We start from the raw sequence: 21,298 nt of genomic DNA on the forward strand, positions 1-21,298 counted from the left end.
GCAGGTCGGATCGCAGGGTGACGATGCAGATGGACGCGGGTTCGCTCAGTGCGCTCTTTCAACATACTCGGGCTTGGGGACGCGCGCAGCGCGGGTTAGAGCTGTTTCAGTTGGCCGGCGACGCGATGAGCCAGTTGGCGGCCGTCGACGGGGGATTCTTCATTTATCGAAAGCGGGGTGTCGAGACGGGGGGCGAACCTCAGCCGCCGGCCATTTACCACCGGTTTGGCGTGTTCGCCGATGGACCCATCTCGCCCAGCTTGGAAGCTCTCATGTGCGCGGATCTCGCCCTCGGCGTGCCGACGGGACGCTGGCTGCTGGTGGAGGACGTCGCGCACGAAGAACTTCGCTCGTGGCTGACCTCCTTGTCCGTGCTGGAGTTTGGCGTATGGCCGCTCTATTCGCGGGAGGAAGTGCGCGGCGCCATGATTGCGGCCCGCACGGCGCCTGTGGTCCACATCACCTGGGAGACGAGCCATGCGCTCATGGAGGCATGCGCGGCGCAGGTCTCGCTGGCGCTGGACATGATCATGGCGGTGCGGATCGCCGAACACGCGAGCCAGCGGGACCTGCTGACGGGCGCTTGGAATCGGCTCGGCATCGAGCGGCGATGGCCGCGCGTGCTCGAGGCCGCTCGCGCCGACTGCGCGCGTCACGCGATTGTCGGCATCGTGGACATCGACCATTTCAAGCGCATCAACGACACGTACGGCCATCCGACGGGGGACCGCGTGCTGCGCCTCGTCGCGCAGGCCCTTCAAGACCAGGCCGGGCCCGATGAACTGGTGGGCCGCATGGGCGGCGACGAATTCGTCGTGATTGCGTGGTCCGAGTCGCCCGATTGGCGGCCCAGAATGCTCTCCCTACAGCGCGCCATTCGAGAACGTTCGCGTGGCACGTGCGGGGTGTCCGTTGGGGGGAGCGTGTTCGGCTTGGACGGCAACAGCTTCGAAGATTGTTACTCCGCCGCGGACGCTCGCCTCTACGAAAACAAGCGCTGGAGAAAAGAACACGGAGAAAGCCCCGTTTCGTGAGTCTCCATCAATTCATGTCTCTCTGTTTTTGAAAAGCGGAATGACGGCCATCCGCGCCGCATACAACTGAACAGAGGTTTGGGCCCCACTGGGAGGATCGGCGCATGTTCTCGCTTCGTCGCCGCAAAAGGGAAACGGAGATCCTCGAACAGTTGGCGCGCGTGCTGTCGCTTTTGGAGGAGCGGCTCGAAGCGCCGGCGGATCGCCGGATCGACATTCGCGTTGAGCGCGTGCAGGTGGACCAGGTTGATCTTCAGGAACTCGTCTTTCGGCTGGACCGGCTGGACGTCAACGAATTGAGTGGCACGCTCACCTTGGGCAATCACATCCGCATGGACACGAGCCGAGATCCCGAGCCAGCGGCCGAAACGTCTGAACTCGAAGCGACGACAAGGGGGTACCGCATATCGTGGATCGAGGAACGACAGGCGCCGAATGTTCCGTGACGCCCGATCTCCATCCCCTGGTGCGCATCCTTTCGCCCACGTTTGTCATTGGCCAGATCACAGTTCATCAAGTGGCAGGTGCCTCCGTGATGAGTCTCGGGAATACGTGGGCGTCCGACTTTCGCCACCAAGCGCACGTGCAGCAGGGGTTCGGAAATGTGTACGGCAGTCGTTCCATCGTCGCCAACAATCAGTGGTCACCATCTGCTGGAACCCCCGCGCGCGAGGACAGACCTACGCCGTGGCCCAAACGCTGGTTGCGCGCCTGACGCCCGGGCGTTCCGCGTTGGAGGCTGAATCATGAACCAAAAGTCGAATCATCCGTTCGAGTTTCTCAATCAACTGCAGGAACTCGGCGACGTGCGAAAGTGGCTCGGCCCCGACTTTCTGAAAAACATGCCCATGCCAAACTTTCAAGGCATCCCGTTCTTTCAGGACGAATCATCCGCGGCGCCCTTTCCGCCCATCGACTTGTACAACCGGAGCAGTGAACTCGTGGCCGTGATCGCCCTCCCGGGGCTCAAATCCCAGGGGGACGTCGCACTGACGGTGCGACCTCGTCTGTTGCGCGTGCGAGGGCAACTCTCGTCGTATTTCGCCGGCGCGCACGATCACGTCTTCTCGTCCGAGCTGTTCCGCGGCGCGTTCGACCGGGAGATCGATCTGCCGGAGCGCGTGAATCCGGATGGCGTGAAGGCCGTCTACCGCAGCGGGCTGCTCATCGTGTACATGGCCAAGGATCTGACGCGCGAGACGCCCGGCAACACCGTCGCCATCGAGTTTTCACCCGAAGAGGGCTGAAGGGGGGAGGCTATTGCGCGCATGGCCGATGCACCTTCACGTCGGCTCCATCGAGCGCTCGTCCGCACTCCTCGTCGGGGGTGTCAACGTGGTCTACGGGCTCAGTTCGCACGAGAAGTCGAACGTCGGCTTCGGCGAAGTGGGTTCGCAATCGTGGATCGCTGAGAACCGCGTGCTGCTGTACGATCCCGACGGGGTTGACATGCCCGTCGACGATCGCGACATGCACGTCCTGCAAACGCGCCAGCAGGCGCCCATCGACACGCGCATCGCGTTTCAGGGGCTTGGTGTGAACTCGATGCAGCAGAATGCGGGCGTGTTTGTGGGAGATGCGCAGATCACCGGGTGGGACCAACACCAGAAGTCGAACAAGGCTTCAGGCGACATCGGCGGCGATCACAACGTCGAGATCGCGGGGCTGCACGTCAACTACGACGCGGACGGGATGGACGGCGTCTTTCTCGACAGCGATCACAAAGCGGGCACCTTCGTGCGCCAGGGATAGCGCAGCGAGGTGCCCGCTTCGTTCACGCGCACCTTAGGCGCGCGCCGCCGCCATCTTTTCCTTCAGCTTTTCCGTCAACTTCGGCACGATCTCGAACAGATCGCCCACGACGCCGTAATCCGCGATTTCGAAAATGGGCGCCTCCGCGTCCTTGTTGATGGCGATGATGAGCTTGGACTGGCTCATCCCAGCGAGATGTTGAATCGCACCGCTGATGCCGCACGCAATGTAGACGTCCGGCGTCACGACCTTGCCTGTCTGACCGATCTGCAGGCTGTAGTCGCAATAGCCCGCGTCACAGGCCGCGCGGGAAGCGCCCACTGCGGCGTCCAAGACTTCCGCGAGCTCGTAGAGCGGCTTGAAGCCCTCGGCGCTCTTGACACCGCGGCCTCCAGAAACCACCACGCGCGCCTCGGTGAGATCCCGGCCCGTGCTCGTCTTCTTTTGCACGTCTACCACGCGAGTCTTGACGTCCGCCGGTTCAGTGAACGCGCGCACGTCGACTTCCGCGGATCCGCCCTGTTCGCTGTCCGCAGGAAGGTTGTTCGGGCGGACGGTCACCACGTACGGCGTCGACAACACCCGCTTTGTCTCGAACGCCTTGCCCGCGTAGATCGGGCGTTTGAACAAGACATCGCCGCCCTGCGCCTCGAGGCTCACCACATCAGACACCTGCGGCGCATCGAGTGCCGCGGAGAACTTCGGCGCCAGGTCGCGGCCGCTCGCCGTGTGCCCGAGCACTACGACGTCTGGCTGCACCTCGTCGAGGACGGGGCGCAACGCCGCGTAGTAGTGTTCCGAATCGTAGTTGGCCAAGGACTCGCCTTCAATGGCCACCACCTTGTCCTGGGGGTGTTGCGCGAGTTCGGCGGCAGCGTCCTTGACCTGGCTGCCGATCACGACCGACACAATCGATCCGCCATCCGCAATGATGCGCGCGGCGCCGAGCGCCTCAAGAGCGACCTGACGAAGCTTTCCGTCTCGTTGTTCCGCAATGACCAAGACCTTCTTCGGCATACATTCCAACCTCCTGTCGATGTTTCATTCATCGTCGCGTCAGCGAAGCGCTTTGACGAGGATCTCCGCCAACTGCTCGGCCTGTTCGTCCGGGGTGCCTGTGATCTTCTGACCAGCTTGGCGCTTCGGCGGCAGCGTCACCTCGACGCGCTCCACCTTCGCGGCCACGTCGTCGTTCGACAGGCCGAGGTCCGACAGCGTGAGCGTGGTAAGCGGTTTCTTCTTGGCCTTCATAATGTTGGGAAGTGACGGGTAGCGCGGCTCGTTCAATCCCTGTTGAGCGGTGAACAAGGCCGGAAGCGTCGCCGTCACCGTCTGAACATCCCCGTCGATCTCGCGAACGCCGGTCGCCTGATTGCCCTCGATGGTCAGCTTTGTGACCGCGGCGATGTGGGGGAGACCCAGCTCATGCGCCACGCGGATGGCCACCTGTCCAGCGCCGTTGTCGACGGAGAAGTTCCCTGCGAGGAGCACGTCGAACGACTTGTCCTTCAGGTAGGCCACAATGGCCTTGGCAATCGCGCGCTCGTCCGACAGATCCGGCGCTTCGATGAGCACGGCTTCATCCGCCCCCATGGCCAATGCCGTCCGCAGGGCCTGGGTCGTGTTCTCATTGCCCACGCTGACGACCGTCACGGTCGCGCCCTGGTTTTCCTTCAATTGGATGGCCTCTTCGACAGCGTACTCGTCATATGGGTTGATGATCCACTTGACGCCGTCCTCCGCAATCTTGCCATCCACGAGGCGGATGCGTTCCTCCGTGTCAAACGTCTGCTTCATGAGGACCACGACATGCATGATGCAAACCCTCCTATACACCAGATAGGTGAAATGATTGGGCCAGCGCCATCAGGCGCGAAGGCCGCGGAGAAAGAAGTCGACGGTTTTGTCGACTTGGGCCGAGAGGGAATACCGCCTGCCCGAAATCAGCCAGGAGGAAACCACCTCGTCCATCGCGCCAAAGATCAACAACCGCGTGAGCTTCACGTCCAAGTCGCGGCGGAAGATGCCTTGTTCGATTCCCCGGACCAGCACATCCTCGATCAACTGAATATAAGGTTTCAACGCCTTGCTGATCTCGCTGTGCAACTCCCGCGAACTCTGGCGGAGCTCGAGCTGCGTGACCTTGGCGAGGTGAACATCCTTCTCAAGCTCGGTGAAATGAAGCTCGCAGATCTTGCGGATGGCTTCGTCCGCCCGATCATCCTCGTGCACGTGTTCGTGGAACTTGCGCACGAGACTGCCGAGCTTCTCCCGAAACAAGGAGATCAAGATGTCCTCCTTGTTTTTAAAGTACAGATAAATGGTCCCGTCCGCTACGCCCGCCTCGCGGGCGATCTTGGACACCTGCGAATTGAAGAAACCGTGTTCCGCAAACACTTTCAACGCCGCTTGGAGGATTGCCTCGTACTTTTCTCTCCTTTTCTCCGCCAATCCACTTGTCATGAATTCACCTCGGTGTTAATATCGAGTCAAGCAATGAATGAACGCTCATTCATTTTCGTACCCCCATAGTAAATGGCGTGGGCGAGAATGTCAACGATGCAACCGCTTTTTTTACCGGTCGGTTGTAAGCGGTTGCGGGTTCGCCTCATCGTGACGCCGGCATGTTGAGGCAGCGTGAGCGAACAAGACGAACGAAGCAGAAGGGAAGTGAGTCGACGTGTTGCTGGCCGTCAATGATATCGCCTTCGCGGTCGCGGTCGCGTATGCGCTTTATCTCTTTGGCACCGTGGTCTATCGGCGATATCGGTATGTGATGTTGGGGAAGCCGGTGCCCTTCAACTGGCGCCCGGAATTTGGTGAGTTCATGGCTCAGGTCTTTGGACAGAAAAAGCTGTTCAAGGACAAGAAGAGCGGCGCGATGCACTTCGTCATGTTCTACGGCTTCATCGTTCTCCAGTTTGGCGCGCTCGACATCATCGTGAAAGGACTTACGCTGGGACGGCACATTCCGTATCCGGCCTACGAGACGTTCTCGTTCACGCAGGAGTGGGTGGCCATCCTCGTCCTAGCCGCGACGGCGTACGCGGCCTATCGGCGCTACGGCGAGCGCGTGAAGCGCCTCAAGCGGGGATGGAAGCCGAGCATCGTCCTCATTCTCATCTCGAGCTTGATGATCTGCGTGCTCATGGACCTGTCGTTTGAGCGGATCTGGCAACAGGAGCCGAGCGCGTGGTGGGCGCCCGTCTCGTCGCTCATCGCGTCCGGTCTGTGGGGTATCGGCCCGAAAGGCGGAGAAATCGGCTTCTACGTGTTTTGGTGGCTGCACCTTTTGGTGCTGTTGACGTTCCTGGTGTACGTGCCGCAGTCGAAGCACTTTCACCTCATGGTGGCGCCCATCAACATCTGGTTGCACCGCAAGGGGGCGCCGGGGCGGCTTCGCCCTCTGAATCTGGAGGACGAGAACGCCGAATCCTTCGGCGTCGGGAAAGTCGAGGATTTTGAGCGGAAGCAGATGATTGACTTCTTTGCGTGCGTGGAATGCGGGCGCTGCACCAATTCGTGCCCGGCTTCCAACACCGGGAAGCCGCTCTCGCCGATGCACCTGATTGTCAAGATGCGCGATCACCTCATCGAGAAAGGGATGGCGCAAACGGGCTTGAAGGCCTTCGAACCGAGTTTCCTCTTGCCCAAGCGCGAGGGCATGGCGCACAAGATGGCGTCTGGTGGGGAAGACATCGCGTTTCCTGACGGCGCGGTCACGGACATCGAGCCCACCTTCCACTGGCAGCAAGAGGAGTGGCGGCTCACCGAGGCCGATCCGACCGAACTCTCGCTCATCGGCGATGTCATCACGGAAGAGGAGATCTGGGCGTGCACGACCTGTCGCAACTGCGAGGATCAGTGTCCGGTCGGCAACGAGCATGTCGATAAGATCATCGACCTCCGCCGTTACCTGGTCTTGATGGAGGGCAGCATGCCCAAGGAAGCGCAGCGCGCGATGCAGAACATCGAGCGCCAGGGCAATCCGTGGGGCTTGAGCCGAAAGGACCGGGCGCAGTGGATGGAGGGCCTGGACGTTCCCGTGCCGACGGTGCATGAAAATCCGGATTTCGAATATCTGTTCTTCGTCGGCTCGATGGGTTCGTACGATCGGCGGGCGCGCAAAGTCACGCATGCCGTGGTGCGACTGTTGCACGAGGCGGGCGTGAACTTCGCGGTGCTCGGCGACGAGGAGAATGGTTCGGGTGATACGCCGCGTCGCCTTGGCAATGAGATGCTGTTCCAACAGCTTGCCATGGAGAACATCGCGACGTTCCAACAATATGGGGTGCGCAAAATTGTGACCGCGTGCCCGCACACGTTCAACACGCTGAAAAACGAGTACCCGGATTTCGGGCTCGAAGGCGTGGAGGTGTATCACCACACGCAATTGCTCGCCCAGTTGGTTCGCGAAGGGAAGCTGCGCCCGACACATCCGCTCCACGAGCGGATCGTGTATCACGACGCCTGCTACTTGGGCCGCTACAACGGCGTGTTTGACGCGCCCCGCGACATCCTCAAGGCCATTCCCGGCGTGGAACTCGTGGAGATGGAGCGGAATCGCGAAAACGCCATGTGCTGCGGCGCAGGGGGTGGGCGGATGTGGATTGAGGAGACCCGCGGCAAGCGGATCAATCTCGCGCGCACGCAGCAGGCCCTCGCCACGAATCCGACCGTCATTGGCAGCGCGTGCCCGTACTGCCTGACCATGATGGAGGACGGGACCAAGCTGACCGAGACGGACGATCGCGTCAAGGCGCGTGACGTGGCCGAGTTGCTCGCCGCGTCGGTCTTCGGAGAAGACCTTCGCCAACCGACCGAAGATGAGGAGGTTCAAGCCGGATGAGACAAATTCGCCGAGCTGCTGTCATTGGTTCCGGCGTGATGGGCGCGCAAATCGCCGCTCATCTCGCCAACGTGGGCATTCCGAGCCTGCTGTTGGACCTCGTTCCGCAGTCGTTGACCGCGGAAGAGCAAAAGAAAGGACTCTCGCTTGATCACCCGGCGGTTCGCAATCGCCTGGCCACGGAGGCCATCCGCAGGCTGCAGAAGATGAGCCCGGCGCCCTTGTTCCGCGCCGACTACGCGAAACTCATCACGCCTGGAAACCTCGAGGACGACCTGCACCGAATCGCCGAGGTCGACTGGGTGATTGAGGTCATCGTGGAGAGCCTCGAGCCGAAGCGCCAACTGCTCGAGCGCATCGAGCAATACTGGCACGAGGGCATGATTGTGAGCACCAACACGTCGGGCATCTCCATCAACGCGATGGTCGAGGGGAGAAGCGAGGCGTTCCGCCGACATTTCCTCGGGACGCACTTCTTCAATCCGCCGCGCTACATGAAGTTGTTGGAGGTCATCCCTGGCCGGGATACGGATCCCGCCATCGTGGAGTTCATGCGCGACTTTGGGACGGAGCGCCTCGGCAAAGGCGTGGTATTGGCGAAGGACACGCCGAACTTCATCGCCAATCGCATCGGCACCTACGGCCTCTTGGTGACCGTGGAGGAGATGCAAAAGGGCGGCTTCACCGTGGAGGAAGTCGACGCCATCACCGGCCCGGCTCTCGGGCGCCCGAAGAGCGCGACCTTCCGCACGCTGGATCTCGTCGGTATTGATACTTTCGTCCACGTGGCCAACAACGTCCGCGAAAACGTGACAGATCCGGCGGAACAGCGGGCGTTTGAGGTGCCGGCAGCCATCCAAAAACTCTTGGAGCTGGGATGGCTCGGCGAGAAGAGCGGACAAGGCTTCTACAAGCGCGTGAAGCAAAATGGCCAGCGCCAAATCCTCGTGCTCGATCTCGACACGTTCGAATACCGCGAGCAAAAGAAGGTTGCGTCAGCGGCGCTCGAGGCCTCGAAGCAGGCGAAGGGCGCGGCCGGAAAGGCGAAGGCGCTCCTCCAGGGCGGCGACAGGTACGCGGAACTCGCGTGGAACATCGTCAAGCGCGTGCTGGTGTATTCGGCCGAGAAAGTGGGCGAGATCGCCGACACGATTCAGGACATCGACGCCGCGATGCGGTGGGGGTTCAACTGGGACCTCGGTCCGTTTGAGCTCTGGGACGCGCTCGGACTCGTGCAGACGGCCGAGCGGATGCAGGCCGAGGGGCTTCAGTTGCCTCAGTGGGTGAAGGACTGGATTGCCGCGGGGCATCAGGCCTTCTACGAGGAGCAGGACGGCAAGCTCACCATGCCCGTGAACGGCAAGCCTGAGCCTGTGCGAGTGCCGGCCGGGGTGATCGATCTCGCCGCGCTCAAGAAGGCGGGCAAGGTCATCGCGCAAAACACCGGGGCGAGCCTCATCGACCTGGGCGACGGGGTCGCGTGCCTGGAGTTTCATTCGCAGAACAACGCCATTGGCCCTGACATTCTGACGATGATCGAAAAGAGCGTGGCCATCGCGGAGAAGGACTTCGCGGGCCTGGTCATCGCGAACCAGGGCAAGAATTTCTGCGTGGGCGCGAACCTTGTGCTCATCCTGATGGCGGCGCAGGAGGGCGACTGGGACGAGATCGACCTCTCTATCCGCCAGTTCCATCGCGCCATGCTCGCGCTGCGTTACAGCCAGGTGCCGGTGGTGGCGGCGCCACATCGGATGACCCTCGGGGGCGGCGTCGAGGTGTGCCTCGCGTCGTCGAGGGTGCTGCCGGCGGCGGAGACGTATTTCGGACTCGTTGAGGTGGGCGTCGGCGTCATTCCGGGCGGCGGCGGGTGCAAGGAAACGGCGCGCCGGGTGGCGGAATCGGTCGGCCCCGAGGACGATCTCGTCCCTGCGCTCGCTCGCATGTTCCAGGCCATCGGAACGGCGAAGGTGTCGACGAGTGGCGCCGAGGCCCTGACCATGGGCTGGCTGCGCGAGGCGGATCGCGTAGTCGTGAACGACGACCTCCGCATCTCGGCCGCCAAGGCGGAGGTGCTTCGCATGGCGGAACTCGGCTATACCGCGCCGCCCAAGGCGAAAGAGATCCGCGTCGCGGGCCGGGATGGCAAGGCCACCTTGCAGATGGCCGCGCGCGGGATGTGGAACGGGGGCTATATCACGGACTACGACCTTCACATCGCCTACAAGCTCGCGCACGTGCTGGCGGGCGGCGACGTCCCGGCGGGCTCCTATGTGAGCGAGGACTACCTGCTCGACCTCGAGCGCGAGGCGTTCCTGAGCCTGTGCGGAGAGCCGAAGACCATCCAGCGCATGCAGCACATGCTCACCACTGGGAAGCCGCTTCGCAACTGAGGCAATACGACGCATTTGACGATAGGGAGTGAAATCATGCGGGAAGCTGTCATTGTTTCGGTTGCACGCACGCCGGTCGGAAAGGCCAAGCGCGGTGTGTTTCGCCATACGCGGATTGAGGACCTCGGGCGCGCCGCGGTGCGGGCCGCCGTGGAGCGCGCGGAAGGGCTCGATCCCGCCGAGATCGAGGACGTCGTCATGGGCTGCGCCATGCCGGAGGGTGAACAGGGCCTGAACGTGGCGCGCATCATCTCTCTCTACAGCGGCTTGCCGGAGACGGTGCCGGCGATGACCATCAACCGATTTTGCTCGTCCGGCCTCCAGGCGATTGCCATCGCCGCCGAGCGCGTGATGCTCGGGCACGCGGAGGTGGCGCTCGCGGGCGGCGTGGAGACCATGAGCCACGTCCCGATGAGCGGCTTCAAGCCGTCGCCGCACCCCGACATCTTGCTTCAGATGCCGGACATCTACATCTCGATGGGCCACACGGCGGAAAACGTCGCCAAGCGGTTTGGCGTGAGCCGGGAAGATCAGGATCGGTTTGCGTACGAGAGCCATCAGAAGGCCTACGCGGCGCAGCAGGCTGGAAAGTTTGACGACGAGATCGTGCCCGTGGAGACCAAGGTCTGGGAGGTCGACGAGGAAGGGCGTCCGCACGCGAAGACCATCCGGGTCACGCAGGACGAGGGGGTCCGGAAGGACACGACGCCTGAGGCCCTGGCCTCGCTCCGGCCGGCCTTCTCGGTCGGCGGCACGGTGACCGCGGGAAACGCCTCGCAGATGAGCGACGGCGCTGCCGCTGCCGTCATCATGACGGCTGAGAAGGCGCAGCAGTTGGGCCTCAAGCCGCTTGCCACCTTCAAGAGCTTCGCGGTCACGGGCTGCGATCCGGCCATCATGGGCATCGGCCCGGTGAGCGCCATTCCCAAGGCGTTGAAGCTTGCGGGTCTTTCGCTCGCGGACATCGATCTCTTCGAGATCAACGAGGCGTTTGCGTCGCAGTGCCTGCAAGTCATCCGGTCGCTCGACATCGATCCGGCCAAGGTCAACGTGAACGGCGGGGCCATCGCGCTTGGACATCCGCTCGGCTGCACGGGTGCGAAGCTGACCGCCACGTTGATTCACGAGCTGCGCCGGCGCGGCGGCGGTTACGGCGTCGTGTCGATGTGCATCGGCGGCGGCATGGGTGCAGCCGGCGTATTTGAAGTGCACCAACCCTGAAATGACACTGCACAAGGAGTGAAGATGACATGGAAAACAAGACCATCGTCAAGGGCGGCGCGTTCATCATCGAGGAACTGGAGCCCTCCCTCGTGGTGACGCCGGAAGGCTTCACGGAAGAGCAGAAGATGATTGCCGAGACGACGAAGAACTTCGTCGAGTCAGAGGTCGTGCCGCACCACGAGGAGATTGAGTCCCTCAATTATGAGCTTACGGTGAAGCTGTTGCGCAAGGCGGCCGATATCGGCCTTTTGTCGGCCGAAGTGCCGGAGGCGTACGGAGGACTGGGTCTCGACAAGGTGAGCGCGACGCTCATCAACGAGCACGTGTCGAGGGGCGGATCGTTTGGGCTCTCCTTCGGCGCGCATACCGGCATTGGCACGCTGCCCATCGTCTACTTCGGCAATGAGGAGCAGAAGAAGAAGTACCTGCCGAAGCTCGCGACGGGCGAATGGATCGGCGCCTACTGCCTGACGGAACCCTCGTCCGGATCGGATGCGCTCGGCGCCAAGACGACGGCGAAGCTGTCGGAAGATGGAAAGTACTACATCCTGAATGGCACCAAGCAGTTCATCACGAATGCGGGTTTCGCGGACGTGTTTGTGGTGTACGCCAAGGTGGACGGACAGCACTTCAGCGCGTTCATCGTCGAGCGGACCATGCCCGGTGTGAGCCTGGGCCCCGAGGAGCAGAAGATGGGCATCAAGGGTTCGTCCACGCGCCAGGTCATCCTCGAAGATGTGAAAGTGCCCGTGGAGAACCTGCTGTTTGAAGTGGGCAAGGGGCATCAAATCGCGTTCAACATCTTGAATATCGGCCGCTTCAAGCTGGGCGCGGGCGCTCTCGGCGGGTCGAAGATTGCGCTCGAGACGTCGGCGAAATACGCGAACGAGCGCAAACAATTCGGGAAGAAGTTGTCCGAGTTCCCGCTGATTCAGCGCAAACTGGCGCGCATGAACACGCAGATCTACGCGCTGGAGAGCGTCGTGTACCGCACGGCCGGGCTGCTCGATGCGATTCTCGAGACCGTCGACGTGACGAAGCCGGATGCGGGCGTCCAATCGGCAAAGGCCATCGCGGAGTACGCCATCGAGTGCTCCATCAACAAGGTGTTCGGATCTGAAGTCCTGGACTACGTCGTGGACGAGGCGGTGCAGGTTCACGGCGGCTACGGGTTCATCAAAGAATACGGCGTCGAGCAGATGTACCGGGATGCGCGCATCAACCGGATCTTTGAGGGGACGAACGAGATCAACCGCATGCTCATCCCCGGCACGATGCTGCGGCGGGCGATGAAGGGCGAGTTGCCCCTGTTCCAGAAGGCGCAGGCGCTCCAGGCGGAGCTCATGCAGATGGTCCCGGGTCTTACGCCGCCCGAGGGCGTCCTGGCGGAGGAGAAGCAGCTGATTGAGAACATGAAAAAGATCTTCCTGATGGTCGGTGGCCTGGCTGCGCAGGCGCTGCAGGCGCGCGTGAACGACGAACAAGAGATCCTTGCAAACCTCGCGGACATCGCGATCCAGGCGTTCGCGGCGGAGAGCGCGTACCTTCGCGCGATACAACAGGTGGAGTCGGCGGGCGAGGCGCAGGCCGCGCTCAAGGTGGCCATGACGCGGGCCTTCGTGCAGGACGCCGTAGCGAAGGTGGAGCAAGCGGCCAAGGAGAGTCTGGCGCACGTGAGCCAAGGCGATGCGCTGAAGATGCAGCTGTCCATCCTGAAGCGGCTGACGCGCCGTTCGGAGGTCGACGTGATCGCGCTGGACCGCCAAATTGCCGAGCGCGTGATCGAAGCCGAAGGGTACGTCTGCTGAACGAAAGCCGCGAAGGGAAGGTGACCCTGGATGGAGAGGCCGTGGCTGAAGCACTACCCGCCGGAGGTGCCGAGCACCTACGACTATCCGCGCGAGAACCTGGCATCGTTTCTGCTGCACTCGGCGGAGGCTTACCCCGATCGGCCTGCCCTGTGGTTCTTCGGCTATCAGATGACCTACCGCGAGCTGTTGAACGCCTGCTGCCGCTTTGCCAATGCGATGCGAGCGATTCCCCTGAACAAGGGGGATCGCCTCGCCATCATGTTGCCCAACTGCCCGCAGGCCGTGATCGCGTACTACGGGGCGCTGTTGGCCGGGCTGACGGTGGTCCAGCACAACCCGATGTACACGCCGCGCGAGCTGAAGCATCAGCTGGAGGACTGCGGCGCCAAAGTGCTCGTCACGCTCGATGAGCTGTGGCCCAGGGTGGAAGCGGTCGAAGGCGAACTGCCGGTGGAGTATTACGTGGTGACGTCGATTCGGGATTACCTGCCTCCCGTGAAATCGCTTTTATATCCGCTTCAGAAGAGCCGGCAGGGCGGGATTCCCAAGGTGCCTTACGGGACGCGCATCGTGGCGTGGAAGCATTGCCTCGCGAGCGCGTCGGCCGAACTGCCGCAGGTCGAGGTCGATCCGATGGAAGACGTCGCGCTCATTCAGTACACGGGCGGCACCACGGGCGTTCCGAAGGGCGCGATGCTGACGCATTACAACCTCGTGGCCAACGCCATTCAGAGCTCGCTGTGGACGTACAAACTTCAGCGGGGCAAAGAGCGGTATCTCGCAGTCCTGCCCTTCTTCCACGTCTTCGGCATGACGGTCCTCATGAACCAGTCGATGTACACGGGCGGCATGTTGATTTTGGTGCCTCGCTTTCAGGCGGAACAGGTGCTGAAACTGATTCACGACTTCAAACCGACCGTGTTCCCAGGTACGCCGACGATGTACATCGCGCTGATGAACCATCCGGATCGGCCACGATACGACCTTTCGTCCGTCGAAGTTTGCGTGAGCGGGGCGGCTCCGCTGCCGCACGAGGTACAGGTGCAGTGGGAGAAGCTCACGGGCGGCAAGCTGGTCGAAGGCTACGGCTTGACCGAGGCGTCGCCCATCACACACGCCAACAACTTCTGGGCCGAGCGCAAGCCGGGTTCCATCGGCCTTCCGTTCCCGGACACGGATGCGCAGGTCGTCGATCCCGACGGAAACCCGCTGCCTGTGGGCGAAATCGGCGAGCTGGCGGTGCGCGGCCCGCAGGTGATGAAGGGATATTGGAATCGCCCGGATGAAACCGCTTCGGTGCTGCGCAACGGGTGGCTGTTCACCGGAGACCTTGCGAAGATGGACGAGGACGGTTATTTCTATATTGTCGATCGCAAGAAGGATATCATCATTGCAGGCGGGTACAACATTTACCCGCGCGAAGTGGAAGAGGTCTTGTATGAGCATCCCGCCGTCGCGGAGGCGGCTGTGGTCGGCGTGGAAGATCCGTATCGCGGCCAAACGGTGAAGGCGTTTATCCAGCTGAAACCGGGTATGCACGTCACGGAACAGGAGCTGGACGAATGGTGTCGAGCCAACCTGGCCGCGTACAAAGTTCCGCGCGCATACGAGTTCCGAGACAGTCTGCCCAAGTCGGCCGTGGGGAAAATCCTTCGCCGTGCGCTCACGGAGGAGGCCACTCGGCAGGCGTGACGGCAAGGAGGGTCGCGGCGTGCCCATGTATCCAGGGGGAAAGGTAGAAACGGAGACGGACGCGAGCGCCCGCACGTTCGCGGATTTCATCGGGGCGAAATTGGTCAGCGCGGACGAACACGAAGTGGTGGCCGAGCTTTCCATCCAGCCGCACCACTGGAATTTGGCGCGCATCGTGCACGGAGGCGTGTACATGTCGCTCTTGGATTCGGCGATGGGGCTCCTCGTCAGCCTCCACTATCCGAACTGCCCCGTGGTGACGACCAACCTCAACATTCACTTCACGGAGCCGGCGAGCGAAGGCACGCTCGTCTGTCGCGCGAAGTTCATACACCGCGCCCGCAGCACCATGACCGTCGAGGGGCGCGTGTACCTTGGCGAGGACAGGCTGTGCGCCCATGCCACAGGATCGTTCCGCGTGCTGAAGCTGCCGTCGTGAAGCGAACGCCCAAAGGCCGCCTGCGGCTAGAAACGAGCCGCAGACGGCCTTTTCAAACTTTTTCGCCCATATCTAATGTGTTTTTTGAGAGAAGGTCTTGCCAAACACTATATCTAGTGTTACGCTAATGCCTGTCCAAAGCATGTGATGTGTCAAGGGAATGGGTGCCCGCCGCGCGGCGGGTGAAAAGGGAATCCAGTGTGAATCTGGAGCGGTCCTCGCCACGGTGATGCGGATCGCGGCGGCAGGGCGTTGTCCAGCCACTCGCATGTCGAATGAAGTCGACAGCGGGGAAGGCGCCGTCCGCGGATGAAGCGAAGCCCGGAGACCTGCCCATTCTCCCGAGATCCGACGCTCACGAGGGGTTGAGCAGTCGGCGGACCGAGGACAGTCACGCACTTCGGCTGATCCGTCTTCCGCCGTCCGCTCATCCGGGTGAGCGCCCTGGATGGGCCTTTTTTGTGGGCGAAACCCAACGTCTGAGGACGAAGTGCGGGGAGTGAGTGCAGATGGTACACCCAAGCGACACGTCCACGGGACTCATGGAGCGGACGAGTCAGGACGGGGCGCGCGCCGAACGCGCGAGCCGCGTGCCGGAGGAGTGGCGCCAACGCGTCGAGACGTTCACGGTGGAAAAGCGGGATGGCCGCGTTGAGCCGCTGTCTGTGGACAAAATCTTTGCATTTTTGAAGCGAGGCTGTGAAGCGGCTGAGGGGTGCGACCCGGAGCGGTTGGCGGCGGACGTGTGGCCGCAGCTCCGCGACGGAATGCGCACCGCAGAAATTGCGCGCGTCGCGATTCAAGCGGCTGTGGAAAAGACGAGCGTTGCCGAGCCTGGCTGGCAGTTTGTCGCGGCTCGCTTGTTGCTCCTCGACGCGTACAAACAGGCCTCGCGCAACCGAGGGTACCGTCACCTGGGCTACGGAGACTTTTACGCGCTGATCGAAGCGTTGGAGCGCATCGGGCGGTACGGCACGTACATACGTCAACACTACAGCCAAGACGAGATCGCCGAGTTGGCCGCCTATATCAAGCCGGAGCGAGACCACTTGTTCAACTACGTGGGCCTGAAGCAGCTCTTGGATCGTTACGCGATTCGCAACTTGGACAACGGCATCATGGAGCTGCCCCAGGAGCTGTTCATGGGCGTGTCCATGCACCTGGCCATGAAGGAAAAGGAGAAAGTCGCGTGGGCGAAGCGGTTCTACGACATGCTGTCCACGCTCCAGGTCACGGTGGCCACGCCGACGCTGAGCAACGCCCGCAAGCCGTTCCATCAGCTGAGCTCTTGTTTTATCGACATGCCCGAGGACGATCTCGTCAGCATCTACGCCACGGACGAATCCTTTGCACGCGTCTCGAAGTTTGGCGGCGGCATGGGGATCTACGTGGGGAAGATCCGGGCGCGCGGATCCGCCATCCGCAACCATCCGGGAGCGTCGGGCGGCGTGGTGCCTTGGATTCGCAACTTCAACAACACAGCCGTGAGCTGCAACCAACTCGGCATGCGGGCCGGGGCGGCCGCCATCTACCTCGATGTCTGGCACAAGGACATCCTGGACTTTCTGCAGCTGCGCACGAACAATGGCGACGAGCGCATGAAGGCGCACGACATTTTCCCGGGCGTGTGCATCCCAGATCTGTTTATGCGGCGAGTCGAAGAGCGCGGCATGTGGTACCTGTTCTGCCCGTACGAGGTTCGCAAGGTCATGGGCTTCTCGCTGGAAGATAGCTTTGGCGAGGAGTTTGAGCGGCGGTATCAGGCTTGCGTGGAACATCCCAATCTGCCGCGCGTCGAAATTCCGGCTATCGAAATCATGAAGCGGATCATGCAGTCCGCGTTCGAGACGGGAACGCCGTTCATCTTCTTCCGCGATACGGCCAACCGCCTGAACCCCAACAAGCACGCGGGCATGGTCTACTGCAGCAATTTGTGCACCGAGATCATTCAAAACATGAGCCCGTCGCGCCGGATCGAAGAGACGGAAGAAGGCGGGATCATCACCACGAAGACGGAGGCCGGCGATTTCGTCGTCTGCAACCTGTCCTCGCTGAACCTGGGTCGCTGTCGCGATCTCGACAGCATTCGCGAGATGGTGCGCCGGCAGATCCGCGCGATGGACAACGTGATCGACCTGAACCATTATCCGGTTCCCCAAGCCGCGGTCACCAATCGGAAGTACCGCGCGGTGGGCCTTGGGGTGAGCGGTTATCATCAGTATCTCGCGGAGAAGGGCATCGCGTGGGAATCGGAGGCCCACGTGAAGCACGCCGACGAGCTGTTTGAGTGGATCAACTTCTTTGCCATCGAGGCCTCGATGGAGCTGGCTCGCGAAAAGGGGCCGTACCCGTTGTTCGAGGGGTCGGACTGGCAGACGGGGAAGTATTTCGAGCTGCGCGGGTACCGGACGCGCCCGGGCGGCCCGGACTGGGATGGTCTGCGTCAGAAGGTGGCCGAGCACGGCGTGCGCAACGCGTACCTCGTGGCCATCGCGCCGACCAGCAGCACGAGCCTCATCGCGGGGAGCACGGCTGGTATCGACCCGGTGTACGCGCGCTTCTTCTTCGAGGAGAAGAAGAACGGTGTCGTCCCCCAGACCGCGCCCAACCTGAACGACAAGACGTTCTGGTACTACAAAGAGGCGCACACCATCGATCAGCGCTGGAGCATCGAGGCTTGCGCGGCGCGGCAGCGTCACGTCGATCAAAGCCAGTCCTTCAATCTGTACATCACGCCTGGCATCAGCGCGCGGCAGTTCCTCGACCTGTATCTGCTCGCCTGGAAGCGGGGACTGAAGACGGTATACTACGTCCGCAGTAAGTCGGTCGAAGTCGAGGACTGTGTCGCATGTTCGTCTTGACGTCGGTGCCGGGCGTGCCCCGGCGCACACGGGGATGAGGAGCAATGGGAGGATGCGGCCATGGAGCTAAAACGGACGAGGCTGTTTAACGCGGAGGGCGATCGCGACTGGGGCAAGCGCCGGATCATCGGCGGGAACACCACCAACGTGATCGAGCTGAACAACATCAAGTACGAGTGGGCCTATAAATTGTATCGCGCGATGATGAACAACTTTTGGATTCCGGAAGAAATTCCGCTCGCCGATGACGCTCGTCAATACGATATGCTGAACGAGGACGAACGAAGGAGCTACAACAAGGTCCTGTCCTTCCTCATCTTCATGGACAGCTTGTTGACGCACAATCTGCCCAACATCAACGAGTACATCACGGCCCCCGAGGTCAACCTTTGCCTCACGGTGCACGCGTTCCAGGAGGCCGTGCATTCGCAGTCGTACGGCTACGTGCTCGATTCCGTGGTCAATCCGGCCACGCGCGATCAGATTTACAACGAATGGCGAAATGACGATCACCTGCTCCGGCGCAACCAGTTCATCACCGACCTGTTTGAAGAGTTCATCGAGCATCCGACGGATCGGAACTTGATGAAGACCATCGTCGCCAACTACATCCTGGAGGGCGTGTACTTCTACGCGGGGTTCGGCTTCTTCTTCGTGCTCGGGCGCCAGGGCAAGATGCTTGGCACGGTTTCCGAGATCAAGTTCATCCAGCGCGATGAACTGACGCATCTCGCCATCTTCCGCAATCTGTACCACGAGATCATCCGGGAAAATCCGGGCATCGTCACGCCCGACATGGAAGAAGAGTTCGTCGAGATGATGCGCACGGCTGTGCAGCACGAAGTCGCCTGGGGACAGTACGTGACGCAGGGGAAGATCGTCGGGCTGACCGACGCGCTGATCGACGCGTATATCAAGTATCTCGCGAATCTCCGGCTTCAGTCGCTGAATCTTCCCATCCTGTATCCGGAGATCAAGGAACACCCCATGCCTTGGATGGACAGCTTCGCGGCCATCAACTCGCACAAGACGGACTTCTTCGAACAGCGCGTGACGAACTACACGAAAGCGGGCAATCTCAACTGGGACGATCTGTGAGTTCTCTTCGCAGGGCCGCCTGAAGGCGGCTTTTTTTTCATTCGCATGACTGTGACGATTCCGGGAAACCATTGGTGGAGACGCTTAGGCTCTTTCTCCAGCGCCTCGCCGCAATTGCTTTTTTACGGCACGAGATTACAATAAATCACGTCTGACGACATCCGTGTGGCCCGATGGATGGCGATGAAATTCGTCGAGAAATGAGGAGCGCTTCCGTATCATGCGTGGACATGACTGGTCGTGGCTGCATCCCGTCATCATCTGTGTCATTATCGCTGCCGTCGCCTACGCCATGTTTAACTTCGGCAGCGTGAAACGGCTCGTGGTCGGCAAGCCGATGCGGACGCGCGATCTCCGCGAATCTCGCAACCTGCTCGTCTGGTGGATGGCGCTGCCCGTGCTCTCTGCCGACCTGTATTCGTCGGTCGCGTACGGTCCGGAAGCCGGCATGACCGAACTCACCGGCCTCGGGGAAAACGCGAAGTGGCTCATTCTTCCCATCACGGCCATGACGGTTCTGTTGCTGATCATTCTCATCACGTCCTACATCATGGGCGTGATCGCCTATCCCAACGGCGGCGGGGCGTACGCCATCAGCAAAGACAATTTTCAGCGCGCGTGGGTGCCCTTGCTCGCGGCAAGCGCCTTGCTGGTCGACTATGTGTTGACCGTCGCGGTGTCCGTCGCCTCCGGCGTTCAGAACCTGGCATCGTCCTATCCCGTGTTGCAAGGGCACGAGACGTCGCTCTCGCTGCTGTGCGTGCTCATCATCCTGCTCGTCAATCTGCGCGGGATTTCGGAGTCGTCGAAGGTGTTCGCCTATCCGACGTACGTGTTCATGGCGTGCATGTTGCTCATGATTGGCGTCGGTTTCTGGGACGAACTCCATCACGGTTTCGTGCAGCCGCGTACGCCGCCCTTCGGCGTGGTGCCGCAGGGATTGACCCTCATGCTGCTCCTGAAGGCGTTCAGCTCGGCGTGCTCGGCGCTCACCGGCGTCGAAACCATTTCGAACGCCGTGCCCATCTTCCGCGAGGGCAAGAACGGCGCCATCAAGGCGTATATCGCCCTGGGACTCATCACGGGCGTGACGCTGCTCGGCTTTGCGTATCACATGTACGTGAGGGGCATCGGCGTCAATCCAAACGACACGATGTTGTCCCAGTTGGCGGAAGGCTATTTCGGTCACGGGTTCCTGTACCAGTTCATCATGTGGAGCACGCTCGTGGTGCTCATCCTGGCCGCCAACTCGACCTTCACCGGGTTTCCGCAGGTGGCCGCCCTGCTGGCGACGGACGGTTACCTGCCCAGGGCGCTTCGGCTGCGCGGCGACCGGCTTGGCTACTCGAACGGCATGATTGTGCTCGCCGCCTTGGCGTCGCTGCTGATTGAGGTCTTTCACGCGCAGACGAACAACCTGATTCCGCTGTACGCCATCGGCGTGTTCGTGGCGTTCACCGTGGCCCAGCTCGGGCTCATCAAACGGTGGGCGCGGGTGAAGGGGCGCCTGTGGCGCCTGAAGGCCGGCGTCAACGCGTTCGGCGCGTTCATCACGGCGCTCGTGTCGGTGATCTTCGCGGTCACGAAGTTCACGAGCGGCGCATGGATCGTCCTGGTCGTTATCCCGCTGATGATGTATCTGGCCATGAAGGTGCACCGGCATTATCAGGATGTGGCGGACGAGCTGCGCATCGATCTCAAGGTGGACCGTCCGCAGCAACATCGCATCGTCTCCGTGGTGCTCGTCTCGGGCGTTCACCGCGTGGTGCTCGACACCATTTCGTTTGCCATGAGCACCACGCCGAACGTGCTGGCGCTGTACATCGGCTTCGACGACGAATCCATCGAAAAGATGGAGCAAAAGTGGGAAGCGTGGGGAAATCCGTGCCGGCTGGTGACGGTGAAGAGCGAGTACCGCTCGCTGTTGCAGCCTTTGTCCAAGTTCATCCGGCGCCTCGAGACGTATGAAGGCGGCAAGCCGGACCACATTCAGCTCTTCATCGCGCAATTCGTGCCGAAAAAATGGTGGCACAATCTGCTGCACAACCAGACGTCCCTGCTCATTCGCGCGTGGATGCTGCGCCACAAGGATGTGGTTGTGACGACCGTGCCGTACCACCTGAAGAAGTGACACCGAGGGCCGCGCCC

General features: G+C 61.6%; 17 protein-coding genes and 1 riboswitch. Of the genes, 14 read left to right on the forward strand and 3 right to left on the reverse strand.

The annotated features are described in order from the left end of the window. Positions 1 to 29: 29 nt before the first annotated feature. The 5 genes from AS26_RS00880 (at position 30) to AS26_RS00895 (ending at position 2,786) form a co-directional block, all read left to right on the forward strand. Positions 30 to 1,034: a GGDEF domain-containing protein gene (locus tag AS26_RS00880; protein ID WP_062305365.1), complete on the forward strand. Its 1,005-nt coding sequence runs from the start codon at positions 30 to 32 to the stop codon at positions 1,032 to 1,034. Between the two features lie 104 nt (positions 1,035 to 1,138). Continuing rightward, complete coding sequence (locus tag AS26_RS00885; RefSeq protein ID WP_062305367.1) at positions 1,139 to 1,480, forward strand: hypothetical protein; 342 nt, start codon at positions 1,139 to 1,141, stop codon at positions 1,478 to 1,480. Continuing rightward, a complete protein-coding gene (locus AS26_RS13690) occupies positions 1,444 to 1,749 on the forward strand; it encodes a hypothetical protein (protein WP_083515934.1) in 306 nt (101 codons plus the stop codon). The genes AS26_RS00885 and AS26_RS13690 overlap by 37 nt, the downstream gene beginning before the upstream one ends. 31 nt (positions 1,750 to 1,780) lie before the next feature. Further along, positions 1,781 to 2,281: an Hsp20/alpha crystallin family protein gene (locus AS26_RS00890; protein WP_062305368.1), complete on the forward strand. Its 501-nt coding sequence runs from the start codon at positions 1,781 to 1,783 to the stop codon at positions 2,279 to 2,281. 13 nt (positions 2,282 to 2,294) lie between these two features. Further along, positions 2,295 to 2,786 carry a hypothetical protein gene (locus tag AS26_RS00895; RefSeq protein ID WP_062305370.1) on the forward strand — a complete coding sequence of 164 codons (492 nt, stop codon included), beginning with the start codon at positions 2,295 to 2,297 and terminating at the stop codon, positions 2,784 to 2,786. Positions 2,787 to 2,819: 33 nt separating this feature from the next. Here AS26_RS00895 and AS26_RS00900 read toward each other — a convergent pair whose 3' ends face one another. Genes AS26_RS00900 through fadR form a run of 3 tightly spaced genes read right to left on the reverse strand, consistent with a single transcriptional unit; the run spans position 2,820 to position 5,249 of the window. Continuing rightward, a complete protein-coding gene (locus tag AS26_RS00900) occupies positions 2,820 to 3,803 on the reverse strand; it encodes an electron transfer flavoprotein subunit alpha/FixB family protein (protein ID WP_062305371.1) in 984 nt (327 codons plus the stop codon). A gap of 39 nt (positions 3,804 to 3,842) precedes the next feature. Beyond that, positions 3,843 to 4,601, reverse strand: a complete 759-nt coding sequence (locus tag AS26_RS00905) for an electron transfer flavoprotein subunit beta/FixA family protein (RefSeq protein WP_062305373.1) — start codon at positions 4,599 to 4,601, stop codon at positions 3,843 to 3,845. 51 nt (positions 4,602 to 4,652) lie between these two features. Continuing rightward, on the reverse strand, positions 4,653 to 5,249 hold the full coding sequence (fadR, locus tag AS26_RS00910) for a fatty acid metabolism transcriptional regulator FadR (RefSeq protein WP_062305374.1): 597 nt from the start codon (positions 5,247 to 5,249) through the stop codon (positions 4,653 to 4,655). Positions 5,250 to 5,466: 217 nt separating this feature from the next. On the opposite strand from fadR, the gene AS26_RS00915 reads away from it, so the two are divergent. The 9 genes from AS26_RS00915 to kimA all read left to right on the forward strand — a co-directional run bounded on the left by AS26_RS00915 (position 5,467) and on the right by kimA (position 21,281). Then, positions 5,467 to 7,635, forward strand: a complete 2,169-nt coding sequence (locus tag AS26_RS00915; RefSeq protein ID WP_062305376.1) for a (Fe-S)-binding protein — start codon at positions 5,467 to 5,469, stop codon at positions 7,633 to 7,635. Beyond that, a complete protein-coding gene (locus tag AS26_RS00920; RefSeq protein WP_062305378.1) occupies positions 7,632 to 10,025 on the forward strand; it encodes a 3-hydroxyacyl-CoA dehydrogenase/enoyl-CoA hydratase family protein in 2,394 nt (797 codons plus the stop codon). The genes AS26_RS00915 and AS26_RS00920 overlap by 4 nt, the downstream gene beginning before the upstream one ends. Positions 10,026 to 10,061: 36 nt before the next feature. Then, on the forward strand, positions 10,062 to 11,246 hold the full coding sequence (locus AS26_RS00925; protein ID WP_062305379.1) for an acetyl-CoA C-acyltransferase: 1,185 nt from the start codon (positions 10,062 to 10,064) through the stop codon (positions 11,244 to 11,246). A 29-nt stretch (positions 11,247 to 11,275) separates the two neighbouring features. Beyond that, positions 11,276 to 13,057, forward strand: a complete 1,782-nt coding sequence (locus AS26_RS00930; protein ID WP_062305380.1) for an acyl-CoA dehydrogenase FadE — start codon at positions 11,276 to 11,278, stop codon at positions 13,055 to 13,057. Positions 13,058 to 13,087: 30 nt separating this feature from the next. Beyond that, positions 13,088 to 14,752, forward strand: coding sequence for a long-chain-fatty-acid--CoA ligase (locus AS26_RS00935; RefSeq protein WP_062305382.1), 1,665 nt, complete (start codon positions 13,088 to 13,090; stop codon positions 14,750 to 14,752). Between the two features lie 25 nt (positions 14,753 to 14,777). Beyond that, positions 14,778 to 15,191, forward strand: coding sequence for a PaaI family thioesterase (locus AS26_RS00940; RefSeq protein WP_245629537.1), 414 nt, complete (start codon positions 14,778 to 14,780; stop codon positions 15,189 to 15,191). A 145-nt stretch (positions 15,192 to 15,336) separates the two neighbouring features. Beyond that, positions 15,337 to 15,542: riboswitch (cobalamin riboswitch) on the forward strand. Between the two features lie 191 nt (positions 15,543 to 15,733). Further along, a complete protein-coding gene (locus AS26_RS00945) occupies positions 15,734 to 18,052 on the forward strand; it encodes a ribonucleoside-diphosphate reductase subunit alpha (protein WP_157068424.1) in 2,319 nt (772 codons plus the stop codon). 60 nt (positions 18,053 to 18,112) lie between these two features. Next, positions 18,113 to 19,150 carry a ribonucleotide-diphosphate reductase subunit beta gene (locus AS26_RS00950; RefSeq protein WP_062305385.1) on the forward strand — a complete coding sequence of 346 codons (1,038 nt, stop codon included), beginning with the start codon at positions 18,113 to 18,115 and terminating at the stop codon, positions 19,148 to 19,150. A gap of 220 nt (positions 19,151 to 19,370) precedes the next feature. Next, positions 19,371 to 21,281: a potassium transporter KimA gene (gene kimA / locus AS26_RS00955; protein WP_062305387.1), complete on the forward strand. Its 1,911-nt coding sequence runs from the start codon at positions 19,371 to 19,373 to the stop codon at positions 21,279 to 21,281. The last annotated feature ends 17 nt before the right edge of the window (positions 21,282 to 21,298 follow it).

Source organism: Alicyclobacillus sendaiensis NBRC 100866, from assembly GCF_001552675.1.
Taxonomy (GTDB): Bacteria; Bacillota; Bacilli; order Alicyclobacillales; family Alicyclobacillaceae; genus Alicyclobacillus; species Alicyclobacillus sendaiensis.